Below are 17,492 nucleotides of genomic sequence, written 5' to 3'. Positions count from 1 at the left end.
CGTGCGATTTTCACGACTGACCGCTTTCACCTTGTGCATGTTCCTGATCGCGCCCGCGCTGCCTGCGCTGGCCGAGGATGTGGCGTTCGGCAAGGCACGGCAGAACACCGACCTGCCGGTGGAAGTCGTCGCCGACAAACTGTCGGTCAGCCAGAAAGACGGCACCGCGACCTTTATCGGCAATGTGGTCGTCACCCAGGGCGACATGATCATCAATGCCGACAACGTGCTGGTGATCTACAAGGAAGACGACAGCCGGATTTCCAAGCTCGAAGCGACGGGCGGCGTGACGCTGGTCAGCGGCGCAGACGCGGCCGAGGCGCAGACCGCCGAATACGATGTCGATGCGGGCATGGTTTTGCTGCTGGGTTCGGTGCTGCTGAGCCAGGGGCCCAACGTGATGTCGGGCGACCGGATCAACATCGATCTCAACGCCGGCACGGCGCAGGTCGGCGGGCGTGTGAAAACCACGCTGCAACCCAAGGAGTGATCCAATGGCGGCGCCCGATCTGACCGTGACCGAAGGCGATTCCGGCCTGGTCGTGCGCAACCTGCGCAAAAGCTACAAGACCCGGGTCGTGATCCGCGATTTCAGCATGGAACTGAACCGCGGCGAAGTGGTGGCGCTGCTGGGCCCGAACGGCAGCGGCAAGTCGACGACCTTTTACGCGGTCTGCGGCCTGGTCTATCCCGAAGGCGGTCACGTGCTGATCGACGGGCGCGACGTGACCAACCTGCCGATGTATCGCCGCGCCAAGCTGGGCATCGGCTACCTGCCGCAGGAAATGTCGATCTTCCGCGGGCTGAGTGTCGAAGACAACATCTCGGCAGTGCTGGATATTTCCGAAAAGGACCGCCACAAGCGGCGTGAGCGGCTCGAAGAGTTGCTGTCGGAATTTTCCATCGAACACCTGCGCCGCGCCCCCGCGCTGGCGCTGTCGGGCGGCGAAAGACGGCGGGTGGAAATCGCCCGCTGCCTGGCCGCCAACCCGAAATACCTGCTGCTCGACGAACCCTTTGCCGGGGTCGATCCGATCAGCGTCGGCGATATCCGCCACCTGGTGGCCGACCTGAAGAAACGCGGCATCGGCGTGTTGATCACCGATCACAACGTGCGCGAGACTCTGGAAATCGTTGATCGCGCTTATATCCTGCATGACGGCAAGGTGCTGATGTCCGGCACGCCGGGCGAGGTGGTCGAAAACGAAAACGTCCGCCGCGTCTATCTGGGCGAAAGTTTCAGGATTTCCTGAAAATCCGCCCGATCCGTCAGGGCGCCGTCATTTTTCTTTCACACGTCGATTGACAGACCCCCATCGAGTCGCCTCAAATGGTTCTCATGACAGTCGTGGAACTCGCAGCTCTGATGCTTGTGGTCTTGTTGACAAGGCCCGGTCACGGCCAAGCCCACGTCATGTCGCATTCCAGCATTCGGGGATAACGAGAACCGGTCGCGTGATGCGGGCCGGCGAAGCACCCGATTTGTCACGTAAAGGAGACAAGATGCGCTATCAGATCAGTGGAAAGCAGATTGATATCGGCGAAGCGCTGCAGGTTCACGTCCAGGAAGGGCTGAATGCCGCGGTCAAGAAATACGCGGAGCGCCCGACCGACGCGAATGTCATCTTTTCGAAATCGGCCAACGAATATGTATGCGAAGCCACTGTGCACCTGTCGACGGGGCTGACCGCCCAGGCCAAGGCGCATGACCACGAAATCTATGCCTCCTTCGAAAAATGCTGCGACAAGATGGAAAAGCAGCTGCGCCGCTACAAGCGCCGCCTGAAGGACCATCACGCCTCAAGAACCGAGCCGGTTGAACAATTCGGCGCAGCCGCGTATATCCTCGCGCCTGAAAGTGACGACTCGGATTCCGAACCCGAAAAGCTGGAACCGATCATCGTCGCAGAGATGGAAACCAAGATCCCGTCGCTGACCGTGGGCGAAGCCGTCATGCAGATGGAACTCGCCGGGGCACCGGTTCTTGTTTTCCGCAATGAGGGTAGAGAAGGGGTAAACGTCGTTTATCGGCGCGATGACGGCAATATCGGCTGGATCGACCCACAGAAATAACGGCGGCCAACGACCCGCCTGCGGAGCAACGTAAGCCAAATGGAACTTTCCAGAATCCTCAAGCCTGAGGCCGTCAAGGTTGTTGCCTCGGCCTCCAGCAAGAAACGCCTGCTGCACGACCTGGGCGACCTGGCCTTTTCCGCTTACGGCGTCAATCCGTCCGCGGCGGTCGAGGCGTTGCTGGAACGCGAAACCCTTGGACCGACCGGCGTGGGCCACGGCGTGGCCCTGCCGCATGCGCGGCTGACCGATCTGGATCGCGTCGTCGGTGCCTTCATCCTGCTGGAAAAGCCGATCGATTTCGAAGCCATCGACCGGCAGCCGGTGGACCTGGTCTTCGCCCTGTTCGCCCCCGAAGAAGCCGGGGTCGAACACCTCAAGGCACTGGCGCTGGTGTCGCGGACGCTGCGCGAAAGCGCGCTGTGTTCCAAGCTGCGCTCGAACAACGATCCCAGCACGCTGTACACGATCCTGACCGCCGCCCAGGGGGCGCAGGCGGCCTGATCACTTCCAGCGGCCGAACCCGAATCTGATATAATCCTTCTGGTAGATATTGCCCGCCAACTGCTCGATCTCGTCATCGTAGATCGCGCTCAGCGGCACCGGCGCCGTGTCGGCCACGGGGGCCGGCGCGGGCGCCTGCCCCTGCCCTGCCCGCGCGGCGACGAAGGGCAGCATCGCCTCCATCTCATCCTCACGCAGGATGAAATCGGGCGGCGCGACGTCGGTGAAGCCCTGCAGCACCTGCGCCTGGCTGGCCCAGGACGCATCGACCCGCACCCCGGTCTGGCCTGACAGGTTGGCCTTGAGGAACTCCAGGAACCCGATGAAACAGGCGCGGTGGGTCGCCGCGTCGTAACTGCTATCCACCTCGTCCGGCAGCGGCAGCTTGAAAGTCTTCTGGATCGTCTTGCGGATCTTGGCAAAGCTGCCCGGCCCGGTGGACAGGATCCTGTCGCAGAACGCCGCATGGGCGCGAGCCACCGGATGGCGCAGCGCGGTGAAGCTACGGAAACCCGGATTGTCCTTTTTCCACTGGCGCAGGGTCTTCTGGCTGAAGCCCGACTGCAGATCGCCCTCGTCCGCCCCATCCAGCGCCGCCAGCCAGCGCATCACCGTCGCCTCGGGCCCCGACCGGACCGGCAGGTACAACAGCCGCGATTTGGCGGCGGCGACATAACTGGGCACCACCGCGTTGCGGCGCGGTTCGAAATTGGGCGTGCGGGTCAGGTTGAACCGGTCCAGCCGCGCCAGCGCCTGTTCCATCTCGGCGAAGTTTTCCACCTTTTCCGACACCGGCGCCGGGTTCTGCTTCTTCAGCTTGTCGTCGAGCGAGTCCAGCTGATCTTCCTGCCCCAACCAGCGCGCCAGCCCGTTCATCACGTCGAGGTCCTGCAGGTCCTCGTAAGCCACGTAAAACGCCGTCTGCCCGGTCTTCTGCAACCCGTTGAGCAGCAGCACCTGGAAATCCTGCAGATCGCCCAAGTGCTTTTCGAACTCGGCCCGGTCGAACCGCGCCTTGCTGTCACGGCGCTTGTTCACGTTGGTCAGTTTCCACTGCCCGGTCGCCTGCGCGATCTTCCAGCTGACATAGCTGTCGACGGGATTGCGGGTCAGGATGATCTTGGCGCAGCGCGGATCGTTCAGGCACTGATCCAGAACCCGCGGGTCGTGATCGTGGAAATAGCGGAAACCGCCCATCTTGCCCGGTTGCCGCTTGATCGCCTCGATCAGCCGCGCCGGATCGGCATCGCGCATGTCCTGGCTGATGCCCAGGATTTCGGTCGAATTCGGGTAGCCGATGAAATGCGGATTGAACGCCTCGCCGTGACACACCAGCCCGGGAAAGGCGTTCAGGTTCGCTTCCAGAAAATTGGACCCGGTGCGCATTTCGGCGAACACGACAAAATAATCGAACCTGTCATTCATCGCGGATCATCTTACCAGATAGGGTTTGCGTTTCGGGCGGTCGCCCTTGGACAGCCCGCGTTCGACCGCGAAATCGCCCATCAGATAGGGGTGCATGCCCTGGTTCTTCAGGTTCTGCAGGAACTGGCCGAAGCCGGCCAGATCGGCCATCTTCGGCGCCTCGGTCAGCCGGCTGCGCGACCGGTTGCCGATCTCGTCGATGATGGTCTGCAGCGGTTCCATCGGGTTTTCGATGAATTCCGCCATGGTCCAGATCCGAATCCGCGCCTTGGCATAGGGCGACCGCAGCACGTTCAGATGCTCGGCTTCGATCTTCTGCAGCAGCGCCGCTTCCTTGCGCAGTTCGGCGAAATTGCGGTTCGACTTGAACAGCGGCACCGCCCAAGCGCCGGAAATCACCGACACCTGCGCATTGGGGTCCTGCGCGAACAGCCAGTCGATATCCTGCACGTCGCCCGGCCCGAACTGGAAACATTGCCGTTCGCCGCGTGAATTCCAGATCAGGCTGGTCAGGAAGGCCTGCGGATTATAATCGCGGTGCAGCGCGCTGTCTGACAGCGCACCGTTCATCACCGTCTGCCCGTCGGCATATTCTACACGCTCGGGCGCGAACAGGTGGCCGTGCACCCGCGCGCCGGTGACCTTGGCCAGCCAGCGGTCGAAATCCTCGAACAGGTCGGAAAAGCCCTCGAACACCGAATACTGCCCCGAGGTGACGCCGTTTTCCCAGCCCTCATGCGGGAAGCGGCTTTGCATATAAAGCCCCGGCCGCCCGCGCGTCCGCCTTTCCACCGCCTTGGCGAAGATGCGGTCGATCTTGCCCGGATTGGGTTCGGCCCCCTTCATCGTGCCCGCCGGGTCGGTCAGGAACGCCTCGTACAGGCGGTCGGCATGGGGCCAGATTTTCCGCGCCACGAAACAATCCGACCGGCGCAGCAATTGCAGGTGATCGTCGTAGAAAATATGCGGTTTGCCCTGGAAGTCGAATTTCGACAGGGTCAGCGACCGGCTTTCGATATTGGTCGAATAGAGCCGGGATAGAGACTGAAAATAGCTTTCATCCGGGATCCAGACCTGCCGGAAGAACCGGTCGTACAGATCGCGGTCGGGGTCTTCTAGGATCGCCGACAGGGTTTGCCGGGTCAGGCACCACCACTGGCTTCCCATATGCGGCACGATGCCGTTGGGCATTTTCCGCTTCAGCCCCAGCTTGCGCTGCAGGTTCACCCAGATATCGAACAGCGCCCGTTGCTTTTTCCACGAAAACGGAAAACTCAGCGTGAACCGTTCCTCGTCCAGCCCGCCCACGGTCCAGGGCACGTCGGCGGTGGTGGCGCTTTCGATAAAATCTGTGCGCGGACGGTCGGCCAGGTAGTCGATCAGCTCCTGCACCGGGCGCAGCGGCAGGCACGACCCCGAGGACAGGTAGACATGGCGCACATCGGGGAATTCCGCCAGCATCAGCTCGGACGCGCTTTGCGACGCCGCCACGATGCCCCAGGTGCCCCATTCGCAGCGGTGTCGGGCGCTGAAGCGCACATCGGGCAGGTCCGACAGCGCCTTGCGGAAAGCGGTAAAGGTGGCGCGATCGACATTGCGGTCGACATGGATCACCACCGGGCAGCCCGCGGCGGCCCAGTGCCGCGCGACCTGTTCGGCCCGGCCCAGTGCGGTATGCACCAGCATGACGATCCCGACGGTCCCCACCTGCGCCCCCTTACGCCCAGTTGCCCTTTGACATCAGCCCGAGAATCTCGAGCTGGCGCCAGTTGATGTATTTCTCGGACCATTTGCACCACAGGTCCGGGTTGTCGTTCAGGCTTTCGGCATAGGCGATATATTCCACGCTGGCCGAATAGTGCTGCTTGCGCTGCAATTCTTCTTCGGCCTTTGCATGGAACGTGTCCAGAAATTTGGTGTGCAGAAGCGCCCCGCTGGCCTTTTCCCCGCCCCATTCGTCGTAAACCAGGTTCAGACCCCGCGGCAGCAGCATGTGGGTGGAGCTCATGTAGACGTATTTGCGATCCCACTTCACCAGCGGGATCTTGTTCAGCGCCGGCGCCTTTTCCGGCGCCTTGTCGAAGAACACCCGGCTGCGCGGCCCGCCCTGAATCCACAGGTTGCCGAATTTCCAGTTCCGCTCGATCGTGTAATTGCCGGAATCGAACCAGTTGGCGATTTCCATCGGGTTCTGCCCGGCGCGATAGGGCTGCTGGTCGATCTGCCCCTTGGGATACATGTCCAGCAGCATCGCGCTGAAGGATTTGATCGACGATGCGTCGAGCCAGTCGGTCAGCGCCCGCAAGGGCCGCGTGTCGCAGAACGGATAGACCAGGAATTCGTCCGGATCGACCACCAGGTTCCAATGCCCGTGGCCGTATTTACGCTGCAGCCAGTTCAGCCAATCGACCCCGAAGCGCGACCGCTTGTAACTGCCCCGTGTATGCCAAAGCGACACGTCGGGCTGATCCTGCAGGTAGGACAGCGATCCGTCGGTGCTGTCATTGTCGACGATCAGGAAGTGGTTCACCCCCATGTCGCGGTAATATTGCAGGAAATAGGGCAGCCGGATCTGTTCGTTCCGCTGGGTCGAAAACAGCAGGATGTCGCCGGGCTTGATCTGATCGGTGCGGTTGACGACGGGCGTCAGTTCGCGCCGCTTGCGAAAGGCGCGGACCAGATAGCGCTGCCGCTTCAGCCTCAGACGGTATGCCTGCCAAACGCCCAAACTTTTCCCCTCACCCGACTGGCGTCACGACAGGCTTCTTCGGGCCCGTCACGCCAGCTTGAACACCACGTTGAAATGCGTTTCCCAACAAGGGGGCACAAAACGTGCCATTCCGGAATGGCTTGCCCGACTATCTGCCTGCCAGCTTTCCGCCAGCGATTTTATTTGTCTTTGCCAAGAATACCGATCATTCACATCTGCGTAAATGGCGTTCTCGCCAAGCAATTCTCGACAGACCGGCAGGTCGGAACAGACCACCGGCGCACCAAGCGCCAGCGCCTCCAGCGGCGGCAATCCGTAACCTTCGGCATGGCTGGGAAACAGCAACCCGGCCGATCCCTGCAGCAACCCCGCCAGCTGCCCGTCGCTGGCGCCGCTGATTTCAAACACCGGCCCATTGCGGGCGGCCCAATCCTCCAGCCGGGCGAACACCGCGTCGTTGTTCCAGCCGCGATTGCCGCAGATCAGCAATTGCGGCGCGTCCTCCTGCGCCAGCCCGTCCCAGATATCCAGCAGCAAAGCGTGGTTCTTGCGCGGCTCGATCGTACCCAAAGCGACGAAATAAGCGCGCGCGGGATCGAAACCCTCGGGCATCTGCATCGGTTCGGGCTCGGCGATCTCGACCCCCAGCGGCGCGACCAGGCAATCGGGCACAGCACCCTGCGGTGCCATATGCCGGGTGACATCTGCCCGGGTCTGCTCCGAGTTGCACAGGATCAGGTCGGCCTGCCGCCGCACCCGTTCCAGCATCCGCCGGAAGGGAACGACGGTTCCCGCGCGCTGGTATTGCGGGAAATCCAGCGGGATCGTGTCGTGGATCATCACCACGATCTGCGCATTCAGGCTCTGTTTCAGAGTAAAAAGCACCCGGTCGGTCAGGTTGGAATGGCCGATGTTGAAATAATGGCTGCCCTCGGGCAGGTCCCGCGCCAGCATCCGGCCCAGGCGTTGCGGCAGGCAACGCCGGATACTCAGCCGCCTGATATCGGCCTGCGCCCGTTTCTGATCCGGGTTCAGCCGGCGCGATGCGCGTGACAGCATATCGGGCGGCCCCCAGGGGATTTCGCCCGCGACCCGCGCGCGGAAGCCTTCCAGCCCGGCCCGGTCCAGCAGCACGTAACCCAGCGTGGTTCGCGCCAGCCCGAAAAGCGGCCCCTCGTCACGCAGCAGATGGTCCAGATAGGCGGCTTCGACCCGGTCGATGCCCGTCGCCACGCGCCCAGCGCGGCGCAACAGCCGGGTTACGTCCAGCAACCGCGCTGGCGCGGGGTTATTTGTCGGAATGGCCAGTTTGGTGCCAGCGCCATGCATCTGCGATCATCCGGTCCAGGGTCGAACGGGTTGAGGTTATCCCGGCCCATCCTTGGCCCGAACCGATCCGGATACAAGCTTTGTGCATTCGCCCGCTTGATGCGGGACTTGGGCATGGGGATCGTTCCGCCCCTTTCACCACCGCGAAAGACGCCGAAAGACCGGAAGATGACCGATTGCCGGTCGCGCAGGGTATATCGCGCCCTGCGCCCAGGCCGCGCTTATTGCGCAGCCTTATCCAGTGCGATGACTTCCTGCAGATAGGCCATCAATTCGTCTTTCAGATCGTCGCGCGACAGGCCGAAGGACACGGTCGCCTGCAGGAAACCCGCCTTCGATCCGCAATCGAAACGCTGGCCGCGGAAACGGTAACCGTAAACGCCGCGCTCGGTTTCGATTTCCTTGGCGATGGCATCGGTCAGCTGGATTTCCCCGCCGGCGCCGGTTTCCTTCTTGTTCAAAGTCTTCAGAACATTGGGATGCAGGATGTAACGGCCGATCACCGCCAGGTTCGAGGGCGCTTCCTCGGGGGCGGGTTTTTCCACCATGCCGTTGACCGACACGACGGAGCCCATGTCTTCCTTCACGTCCAGAACGCCATAGGCCGAGGCCTTTTCCGGCGGCACTTCCATCGCGGCAACCATCGACCCGCCGGTTTCGGCATAGGCTTCGACCATCTGCTGCAGGCAGGGCTTTTCTGCGGCGATCACGTCATCGGGCAGGATCACGGCGAAGGGTTCGTTATGGATCAGGCGGCGGGCGCACCATACCGCGTGACCGAGCCCAAGCGCTTTGTGCTGGCGGACATAGGCGATTTCACCCGAATCCATGTTGGTTTCCTTGAGGATTTCCAACAGGTCGGTCTTGCCCTTCTTGCGCAGCTCGGCTTCGAGCGTTTGCGAATGATCGAAATAGTCCTCAAGCGCGGATTTTCCGCGCGAGGTGACGAAAATGAATTCCTTGATCCCGGCAGCACGGGCTTCATCGATCGCGTATTGAATGAGCGGGCGGTCCACCAGCGTCATGATTTCCTTCGGCACCGACTTGGTCGCCGGCAGGAACCGGGTTCCCAAACCTGCCACCGGGAAAATCGCCTTGGTTACTTTTGCTCTCATCACTAATCCTCAGATCAACTCTGCGCAGCTTTGCTGCCCTATTTTATATACGACATGTTAGCCATTCCGTTAAGACGAGGACAACAGCCGTTTTGGCGCTCTATCAAAGGAGTCGGCCAATATTGTGGCGTTATCGCCCGGATTTTGAGCAAATCCAGCGAATTTTAGCGACTCGCGCGGTTTCCGCCCGCAAACGCGCGGCGAATAGTCCGATCTGAAACAGGTTCTGATGCCTTTCGCTGCGGCCAAACAGCCCGCCCCGTTGTAGCCAGAAACCGGGTTTCCGGTAGCGCACCGAATGAAACAGGGCAGTGGGCGAAAAGGCGAAAACGGACACGGTTTTCCCTTGTTCCGCCAGCTGTGCCGCCTGCCGGCAAAGCTCCCGCTTGCGCCAGATACGCCCGGCCAATTCGACATGTTCACCCGTAGCGCGGCTGTCGAAACGCAGGAAATCCCCGGTATTGCCCTGCAGCGGTTCCAACGGACCCGCCGGTGCATCCGCCTCGGCCAACCCCTGTTCCAGCCGCCGCAGCGCTTGGCGCACCCCGCCCGGTTCCAGCAACCCGTCGCGCATCTGCGCCAGCAACCGCGCCCGCTGTTCCTGCCGCAAGGCCTCCAGCCGCTGCGGCCACATCGCTTCGGGGCAATGACGGCGCAGAAAGGCCATGCTGCTGGCCCCGACATCGAACAGGTCGCGCACCGCCCGGTCCTGCCGCCGCCTGTCGCTGGCGGCATAGGCGTGATGCACCTGCGCCAGCGGTACGATGGCGGTCTTATGCCCGGCCCGCGCCAGCCGCATGTTGAGATCGGTTTCATCGAGGTAGAAACGATACACCGGGTCGAACCCGCCCAGGCGCAGCAGAACCTCGCGCCGCAGCGCCATGTTTGTACCCTCGGTCTTGACCGCCTGCCCCGGCGGCGGGGTCAGGACGGTGCTGCGTTCCTCCTCCACCGCGATCGGGAAAGCGGCCCCGGTACAGTCGACGCCGCGCGCCTTCCACTGGAAACTGATCCCGTTGCGGCCGCGCACGAACCCGCCCGCCGCGGCGACCTCAGGGTCCGCGAAGGCCCCGGCCAGGTGGTGCAACCACAGCGGTTCGGCCACCGCATCATCGTCGATGAAGGCCACGATATCGCCGCCCGCGGCCTCGATTCCGGCGTTGCGGGCCTGGGAAATATTGGCGATGTCGAAGGGCACCACCCTGACCTTGCCGGTCAGCCCCATGTCGTGGATGGCGACCTCGCCCGAGGGATCGGTGACGGCGATGATCTCGTAAGCGGGATAGACCAGCCGCGACAGGCTGGTCAGGCAATATTGCAGCGCCTTCGGCCGGTGGCGGCTGACCACCACGATGCTGACCGAAGGCGCCGTCATCCGCGGCGCCCCCTGCAGGGTCCTGTGGCGCGCGCCCGGGCCATCAGGCCTCTTTCAGCGCCACGCTGGGCGAATAGGCGATGAAGAACGGGTTGGCGTAACCCTCCTTGCCATAGGTCAGCGGGCTGTGATCGTCGAAACGCACCACCTTGCCGCCGGCGCCCTGCAGCACCGCGTGGCCGGCCGCCGTGTCCCATTCCATCGTCCGCCCGACGCGGGGGTAAAGATCGGCCTCGCCGGTGGCGACTAGGCAGAATTTCAGCGACGATCCGGCGCTCTTGGAATCCGCGACGCTGTATTTGTTGATGTAATCGTCGGTAGCCTGGTCGCGATGCGATTTCGACGCCACCACCAGCAGCGCGTCGTTATCGGCCTGCGACACCTTGATCGGCGCGGTCTGCCCGATCACCTGCTTATCCAGCGCACCGGTTTCCTCCACCGCGCTGCCATCCGCCAGGGTATAGAACATCCGGTTCTTCGCCGGGGCATAGACCACGCCGCGGGTCGGCACGCCGTTTTCGACATAGGCGATGTTGACGGTGAAATCGCCGCGGCGATGGATGAATTCCTTGGTCCCGTCCAGCGGATCGACGATCAGGAACGTATCGGCCTTTTCCGCATGCGACTCCGCCTGTTCCTCGGTCACCAGAAGCACATCCGGGAAAGCCGCCCGCAGCCCCGCCGAAATCAGCGCATCGGCGGCTTCGTCCGCCGCGGTCACCGGGCTGTCGTCGGATTTCACCTTCACCTCGAAATCGTCCGAATTGTAGATTTCCATGATCTTGTCGCCGGCTTCCAGGGCCAGCTTGCGCATGACCTCGGTCAGTTTCTGGTAATCCAAACTGAAACTCCTCATTCTGGATCGGCCGTTGCGGCCATTTGTTGAAATGAAATGTCTTCCTCCTTATGATCCGGAGCTAAGCAAACGGCAAGAATGGGCCGTATTCATAACCGCCACCCGCGGGAGCAGTGCCACCATGTTTTACAATTCCCGGAAAGATTCCGGCCTGGTCGCGACCTTCACCATCGCCGAGCTGATCTATCACAGCATCGCCCGCAAGATCCGCAAGTCGCACCGCAACGCGCTGATGTCGATCATCGTGAACCTGCTGCAGCTGGTCGTCTTCGTGCTGGCCTTCTACGTGATGTTCACGCTGCTGGGCCTGCGTTCCTCCGCGGTGCGCGGCGACTTCCTGCTTTACCTGATGTCGGGCATCTTCCTCTACATGACCCATACCAAGACGCTGGGCGCCGTGGTCGGGTCCGAAGGGCCGACATCTCCGATGATGCTGCACGCGCCGATGAACACGATCATCGCGATCCTGTCCTCGGCGCTCAGCGCGCTTTACATCCAGGTCCTGTCACTGTCGCTGATCCTGTTCGTCTACTACGTGGCGTTCAAGCATTTCGTGATCGAAGACCCGGCCGGGGCCTTCGGCATGCTGATGCTGGCCTGGTTCTCGGGCCTGTCGATCGGCATGGTGCTGCTGGCGATCAAGCCCTGGTTCCCCACCGCGGTCGGCATGATCACCCTGATCTATCAGCGCGCCAACATGATCGCCTCGGGCAAGATGTTCCTGGCCAATTCGCTGCCCACCTTCATGCTGAACATGTTCGACTGGAACCCGCTATTCCATTGCATCGACCAGGCCCGCGGCTTCACCTTCATCAACTACTTTCCGCGCAACAGTTCGATCACCTATCCGATCATCGTCAGCCTGGTGTTCCTGATGATCGGGCTGATGGGCGAATTCTACGCCCGCAAGAATAGCTCGGTCAGCCTCAGCGCCCGCCGCTGATCCCGGCCCGGGAAGGAAAAGGGCCCCGGCCTTCTTCTGTTCAAAAATATCCCGGGGGTTTGGGGGCTGGCCCCCAATCGCGCAATGGCAGCCTCAATCCACAACCCGGCAGGTCAGGTTGATCCGCCCGCCCCTGGGCAGCAGTTGCGACGACCCGAAGCGGATCCGGTCGATGCCGTGATAGGTCAGCCGCGCCTCGCCGCCCATCACCATCACGTCGCCCGAGCGCAGCCAGATCGATTCGGTCTTGCCGCCCCTTGTCTGGTTGCCGATCCGGAACAGCCCCTCGTCGCCCAGCGACACCGACAGCACAGGCCAGGAAAAATCGGCCTCGTCGCGGTCCTGGTGCAGCCCCATCCGCGCGCCTTCGCCGTAGAAATTGATCAGGCAGCAATCGGGATCGCGTTCCGGGCTGACCAGGTCGCGCCACAGCGCCAGCACGCTGCCCGGGATCGCCGGCCAGGGGGCGCCGCCGGGATGGCGGGGCTCGTACCGGTATCCCTTGCGGTCCGAATACCAGCCGTATTTCCCGGCCGAGGTCATCCGCACCGACATCGGCTTGCCGCGCGACGTCTGCGGCGAAAACATCGGCGCGGCTTCGATCACCCGGCGCAGATCCGCGACCAGCGCACGCTGCGCCTGCGCATCCAGCTTGCCGCTGTGGATTTCGAAACCCCGCACCGTCAAATGACCGGCCATGATCGCCCTCCGTTCCCCAAAACGCTCGATAACGCCTCGTCGTCAATTTTTTGCATGTGAATCGCGTTTCCCACCCGCTCACACCGCTTGCAGGGCTGTTTCTGCCTCCCTATATACGCCGGGAAGCGCGATGATGCATGGCACATCGCACAACCGGATCGGGGCAGGATGCCATAACGGGTCCCCGCCTCGTGTCATCGCCTTGAAATGTAAAGGGATCGAATAATATGTCGAAAGTCATCGGTATTGACCTTGGGACCACCAACAGCTGCGTCGCCATCATGGACGGTTCGCAGCCCAAAGTGATCGAAAACTCCGAAGGTGCGCGCACCACGCCGTCGATCGTCGCCTTCACCGACGACGAACGCCTGGTCGGCCAGGCCGCGAAGCGCCAAGCCGTCACCAACGCTTCCAACACCATTTTCGGCGTCAAGCGCCTGATCGGCCGCCGCGCCGACGATGCGGATCTGGCCAAGGACAAGAAAAACCTGCCCTTCGCAGTCGTCGATGGCGGCAATGGCGACGCCTGGGTCGAAGCCAAGGGCGACAAGTACAGCCCGTCGCAAATCTCCGCCTTCATCCTCGGCAAGATGAAGGAAACCGCAGAATCCTACCTGGGCGAAGAAGTCACCCAGGCGGTGATCACGGTTCCCGCCTATTTCAACGACGCCCAGCGTCAGGCCACCAAGGACGCCGGCAAGATCGCCGGCCTGGAAGTGCTGCGGATCATCAACGAACCGACCGCCGCCGCGCTGGCCTATGGCCTGGACAAGGAAGAAACCCACACCATCGCGGTCTATGACCTTGGCGGCGGCACCTTCGACGTGACCATCCTGGAAATCGACGATGGCCTGTTCGAAGTGAAGTCGACCAACGGCGACACCTTCCTGGGTGGCGAAGACTTCGACATGCGGATCGTCAACTACCTCGCCGACGAGTTCAAGAAAGAGCACGGCGTCGACCTGACCAAGGACAAGATGGCGCTGCAGCGCCTGAAGGAAGCCGCCGAAAAGGCCAAGATCGAACTGTCCTCGTCGCAGCAGACCGAAATCAACCAGCCGTTCATCTCGATGGACCCGAAAGGCGGCCAGCCGCTGCACATGGTGATGAAGCTGACCCGCGCCAAGCTGGAAAGCCTGGTCGGCGACCTGATCAAGGCCTCGATCAAGCCCTGCCAGGCCGCGCTGAAAGACGCCGGTCTGACCACCTCCGACATCGACGAAGTCGTTCTGGTCGGCGGTATGACCCGGATGCCGAAAGTGATCGAAGAGGTCACCAAGTTCTTCGGCAAGGAACCGCATAAGGGCGTGAACCCGGACGAAGTCGTGGCCATGGGCGCCGCCATCCAGGCCGGCGTGCTGCAGGGCGACGTGAAAGACGTCGTGCTGCTCGACGTGACCCCGCTGTCGCTGGGTATCGAAACCCTGGGCGGCGTCTTCACCCGCCTGATCGACCGCAACACCACGATCCCGACCAAGAAGAGCCAGGTCTTCTCGACCGCCGAGGATAACCAGAACGCGGTGACCATCCGCGTCTTCCAGGGCGAACGGGAAATGGCGGCCGACAACAAGATGCTCGGCCAGTTCAACCTCGAAGACATCCCGCCGGCCCCGCGCGGCATGCCGCAGATCGAGGTGACCTTCGACATCGACGCCAACGGCATCGTGTCTGTTTCGGCCAAGGACAAGGGCACCGGCAAGGAACAGAACATCACGATCCAAGCCTCGGGCGGCTTGTCCGACGAGGACATCGAAAAGATGGTCAAGGACGCCGAGGAAAACGCCGAAGCGGACAAGGATCGCAAGGAACTCGTCGAAGCGCGCAACCAGGCCGAAAGCCTGATCCATTCGACCGAAAAGTCGATGGAAGAGCATGGCGACAAGGTCGACCCGACCACCATCGAGGCCATCGAACTGGCGATTGCCGCGCTGAAGGACGATCTGGAAAAAGACGACGCCACCGCCGACAAGATCAAGTCGGGCGTGCAGAACGTGACCGAAGCCGCCATGAAGCTGGGCGAAGCCATCTACAAGGCCAGCCAGGAAGAAGGCGAAGCGGCTCCGGCGGATGTCGATGATGTCGATACCCGCGCCGGTGACGACGATATCGTCGACGCCGACTTCGAAGACCTCGACGACGACAAGCGCTCGTAAGCGTTTTCCCGAAATGTTCGGGGCCGGTCCCTGCCGGGCCGGCCCTTGACGTTCCTCATGGAGGGGAGACCCAATGGCAAAACGTGATTATTACGACGTGCTTGGCGTGGCCAAGGGGGCCTCTGCTGAAGAAATCAAGAAGGGCTATCGCAAGAAAGCCAAGGAATTGCACCCAGACCGCAATTCCGACAACCCCGATGCCGAGGCTCAGTTCAAGGAAGCGAACGAAGCCTATGACTGCCTGAAAGACCCCGAAAAGAAAGCCGCCTATGACCGTTTCGGCCATGCCGCTTTCGAAGGCGGTATGGGCGGTGGACGTCCCGGCGGCGGCTATGGTGGCGGCCAGGGCGATTTCGCCAGCGCCTTCTCGGACGTGTTCGACGACCTGTTCGGCGACATGATGGGCGGTCGCGGCGGCGGCGGACGCAGCCGCGCGGCCCGCGGCGCCGACCTGCGCTACAACCTGCGCGTCACCCTGGAAGAAGCCTATTCGGGTATGCAGAAGACCATCAAGGTGCCGACCTCGGTCACCTGCGATTCCTGCGACGGATCGGGCGCCGAAGGCGGTGCCGAACCGCAGACCTGCCCGACCTGTTCGGGCATGGGCAAGGTGCGCGCGCAGCAGGGTTTCTTCACCGTCGAACGCACCTGTCCGACCTGCAACGGCATGGGCCAGATCATCCAGAACCCGTGCAAGAAATGCGGCGGCCAGGGCCGGGTTCACAAGGACCGGTCGCTGTCGGTGAACATCCCGGCGGGCGTCGAAACCGGCACCCGTATCCGGCTCGCCGGCGAAGGCGAGGCAGGCATGCGCGGCGGGCCCTCGGGCGATCTCTACATCTTCATCGAGGTGAAGAAGCACGAGATCTTCGAACGCGAGGACACCAACCTTTATTGCCGCGTACCGGTCGCGATGACCGTGGCGGCATTGGGTGGCGATATCGAGGTCCCGACCATCGACGGCGGCCGTTCCCGGGTGAAGATTCCCGCGGGGTCGCAGTCGGGCCGCCAGATGCGCCTGCGCGGCAAGGGCATGCCGGCCCTGCGCGGCGGCCACGAAGGCGACATGTTCATCGAACTGGCGGTGGAAACCCCGGTCAACCTGACCGGCAAGCAGAAGGAACTGCTGAAGGAATTCGAAGCGCTTTCGGAAGACAACAACCCCGAAAGCTCCAGCTTCTTTTCCTCGGTGAAAAGCTTCTGGGACTCGATGAAGGGCTGATCCAGCCCCATCGCAAACACTTTGAAAAGGGGAACCGGCGCGTTCCCCTTTTTCTTTTAAAGAACTCCCGGCCCGACCGAGAAACGGTCGGGCCGGTCGGGGCTTACTGCCCCTCTTCCGGACCCGAAATCGGGCGGTCCCGATAGGGATAGTTCTTCAGCCGGATATCGCCGCGGCTATGCGGCTTGGCGATGGTCTTGTCCGGATCGATCCAGTCCTCCCAGCGGAAATCCTCGATCACCTGCGCCTGGTAGCTCATCTCGAGCGGGTGCTCGAGGATGTCGTTGACATGGGTGAACTGCAGATAGCGCAGCTTGTCGACCTGGTAGGGCGTCGGTGTGCCCCCTGCCGTCTTCACGTCGGCCTTGAGCTGCATCACCGCGTCCGTGTCGACCTTCGTTTGCCAATCGATCACCCCCGGCAGCATCACCGGTTCGCCAGGGATGTTGTTGATCCCCTTCTTCCAGGTGGCGAGAACGGCGACGCCGGTATCTTCGCGATAAAGCACGATGGCGTGGGAATAGCTGGTGTCCTTGAAATAGCCGAGATTGCCGTATTGCAGCCGCGCCCCGGTCAGGAAGACGACCGCGTCGGACCAGCAGGGCGAGGTCCCCGAGATGCCCCACAGCACGCTGCGGTCGACGATCCCATCGGGGAACAGGATGTCGAAGGCGATGCGCGCGTTGTTGGCGGCATGGATGGTGCCTTCGCAGTCATGGCCGTGGAACTTGATCATGTCCTTGAGCGTCACCGGGTAGGTGTAAGAGTAGTAGCGCCCCTGCGTGCCCCGCGTCGCCAGCATCTCGAAACTGGGCGCATAGGGCTTGCCCACCATCGGCGCGTACCAGCTCGGGCTGCGGTCGGGCGCTTCGACGCCGGTTTCGATGAAGATGTCTTCGCCCTGGTGATAGGTCGGTTCACCCGATTCCGCGTGCGCCATCACCGCCCCGCCCGCCAAGACGGTCAGGCCGAAAATCACGTTGCGCCAGGCGGCGCCGAATTTATGTCGTAAAATGAGCTTTGTAGAGCTTCGTTCCATCGTCTCGCTCCTGAAATGGAGGCGCTTGATGGGCAGGCCAACGTATAAT

The 17,492-nt window shown here is 62.3% G+C and carries 16 protein-coding genes; 7 read left to right on the top strand and 9 right to left on the bottom strand.

Features of this window, described 5'->3' with window-relative positions; all coding sequences use genetic code 11:
* Positions 1-37: 37 nt before the first annotated feature.
* The 4 genes from lptA to GR167_RS08910 all read left to right on the top strand — a co-directional run bounded on the left by lptA (position 38) and on the right by GR167_RS08910 (position 2,577).
* The gene (lptA, locus tag GR167_RS08925) at positions 38-490 is read left to right on the top strand and encodes a lipopolysaccharide transport periplasmic protein LptA (protein WP_160973118.1); all 453 of its coding nucleotides are present in this window, start codon (positions 38-40) and stop codon (positions 488-490) included.
* A gap of 4 nt (positions 491-494) precedes the next feature.
* A complete protein-coding gene (gene lptB, locus GR167_RS08920) occupies positions 495-1,253 on the top strand; it encodes an LPS export ABC transporter ATP-binding protein (RefSeq protein ID WP_160973117.1) in 759 nt (252 codons plus the stop codon).
* 250 nt (positions 1,254-1,503) lie between these two features.
* Positions 1,504-2,073 carry a ribosome hibernation-promoting factor, HPF/YfiA family gene (gene hpf / locus GR167_RS08915; protein ID WP_160973116.1) on the top strand — a complete coding sequence of 190 codons (570 nt, stop codon included), beginning with the start codon at positions 1,504-1,506 and terminating at the stop codon, positions 2,071-2,073.
* 39 nt (positions 2,074-2,112) lie between these two features.
* The gene (locus tag GR167_RS08910) at positions 2,113-2,577 is read left to right on the top strand and encodes a PTS sugar transporter subunit IIA (protein ID WP_160973115.1); all 465 of its coding nucleotides are present in this window, start codon (positions 2,113-2,115) and stop codon (positions 2,575-2,577) included.
* Here GR167_RS08910 and GR167_RS08905 read toward each other — a convergent pair whose 3' ends face one another.
* The 7 genes from GR167_RS08905 to cysQ form a co-directional block, all read right to left on the bottom strand.
* Complete coding sequence (locus GR167_RS08905; RefSeq protein ID WP_160973114.1) at positions 2,578-4,002, bottom strand: sulfotransferase domain-containing protein; 1,425 nt, start codon at positions 4,000-4,002, stop codon at positions 2,578-2,580.
* Positions 4,003-4,008: 6 nt separating this feature from the next.
* Positions 4,009-5,688, bottom strand: coding sequence for a DUF5927 domain-containing protein (locus tag GR167_RS08900; protein WP_160973394.1), 1,680 nt, complete (start codon positions 5,686-5,688; stop codon positions 4,009-4,011).
* 31 nt (positions 5,689-5,719) lie between these two features.
* Positions 5,720-6,730: a glycosyltransferase family 2 protein gene (locus GR167_RS08895; RefSeq protein WP_160973113.1), complete on the bottom strand. Its 1,011-nt coding sequence runs from the start codon at positions 6,728-6,730 to the stop codon at positions 5,720-5,722.
* A gap of 48 nt (positions 6,731-6,778) precedes the next feature.
* Positions 6,779-7,984, bottom strand: coding sequence for a glycosyltransferase family 4 protein (locus tag GR167_RS08890; protein WP_235915889.1), 1,206 nt, complete (start codon positions 7,982-7,984; stop codon positions 6,779-6,781).
* A gap of 278 nt (positions 7,985-8,262) precedes the next feature.
* The gene (gene galU, locus GR167_RS08885; protein WP_160973111.1) at positions 8,263-9,156 is read right to left on the bottom strand and encodes a UTP--glucose-1-phosphate uridylyltransferase GalU; all 894 of its coding nucleotides are present in this window, start codon (positions 9,154-9,156) and stop codon (positions 8,263-8,265) included.
* A 130-nt stretch (positions 9,157-9,286) separates the two neighbouring features.
* Entirely contained in the window at positions 9,287-10,531 is a 1,245-nt protein-coding gene (locus GR167_RS08880; protein WP_160973110.1) for a glycosyltransferase family 2 protein, read from the bottom strand.
* 43 nt (positions 10,532-10,574) lie between these two features.
* Complete coding sequence (gene cysQ / locus GR167_RS08875) at positions 10,575-11,372, bottom strand: 3'(2'),5'-bisphosphate nucleotidase CysQ (protein WP_160973109.1); 798 nt, start codon at positions 11,370-11,372, stop codon at positions 10,575-10,577.
* A 136-nt stretch (positions 11,373-11,508) separates the two neighbouring features.
* Here cysQ and GR167_RS08870 point away from each other — a divergent pair, with 136 nt between their 5' ends.
* Positions 11,509-12,330, top strand: a complete 822-nt coding sequence (locus tag GR167_RS08870; RefSeq protein ID WP_160973108.1) for an ABC transporter permease — start codon at positions 11,509-11,511, stop codon at positions 12,328-12,330.
* A gap of 93 nt (positions 12,331-12,423) precedes the next feature.
* Here the strand turns inward: GR167_RS08870 and GR167_RS08865 are convergent, their stop codons facing one another.
* Positions 12,424-13,029, bottom strand: coding sequence for an alpha-ketoglutarate-dependent dioxygenase AlkB family protein (locus GR167_RS08865; protein ID WP_160973107.1), 606 nt, complete (start codon positions 13,027-13,029; stop codon positions 12,424-12,426).
* Positions 13,030-13,256: 227 nt separating this feature from the next.
* Here GR167_RS08865 and dnaK point away from each other — a divergent pair, with 227 nt between their 5' ends.
* Both dnaK and dnaJ read left to right on the top strand, forming a co-directional pair.
* Positions 13,257-15,182 carry a molecular chaperone DnaK gene (gene dnaK / locus GR167_RS08860; protein WP_160973106.1) on the top strand — a complete coding sequence of 642 codons (1,926 nt, stop codon included), beginning with the start codon at positions 13,257-13,259 and terminating at the stop codon, positions 15,180-15,182.
* A gap of 73 nt (positions 15,183-15,255) precedes the next feature.
* Positions 15,256-16,404 (top strand): molecular chaperone DnaJ, encoded by a 1,149-nt coding sequence (dnaJ, locus tag GR167_RS08855; protein WP_160973105.1) that lies wholly within the window; start codon positions 15,256-15,258, stop codon positions 16,402-16,404.
* A gap of 103 nt (positions 16,405-16,507) precedes the next feature.
* Here dnaJ and GR167_RS08850 read toward each other — a convergent pair whose 3' ends face one another.
* Complete coding sequence (locus tag GR167_RS08850) at positions 16,508-17,443, bottom strand: formylmethanofuran dehydrogenase subunit E family protein (RefSeq protein ID WP_212769888.1); 936 nt, start codon at positions 17,441-17,443, stop codon at positions 16,508-16,510.
* Positions 17,444-17,492 lie beyond the last annotated feature (49 nt).

It is taken from the genome of Thalassovita mangrovi (assembly GCF_009857745.1).
Classification (GTDB): Bacteria; Pseudomonadota; Alphaproteobacteria; order Rhodobacterales; family Rhodobacteraceae; genus Thalassobius; species Thalassobius mangrovi.
Note: the sequence above shows the minus strand (reverse complement) of the source record. Positions and strands in the feature narration are given on the sequence as shown.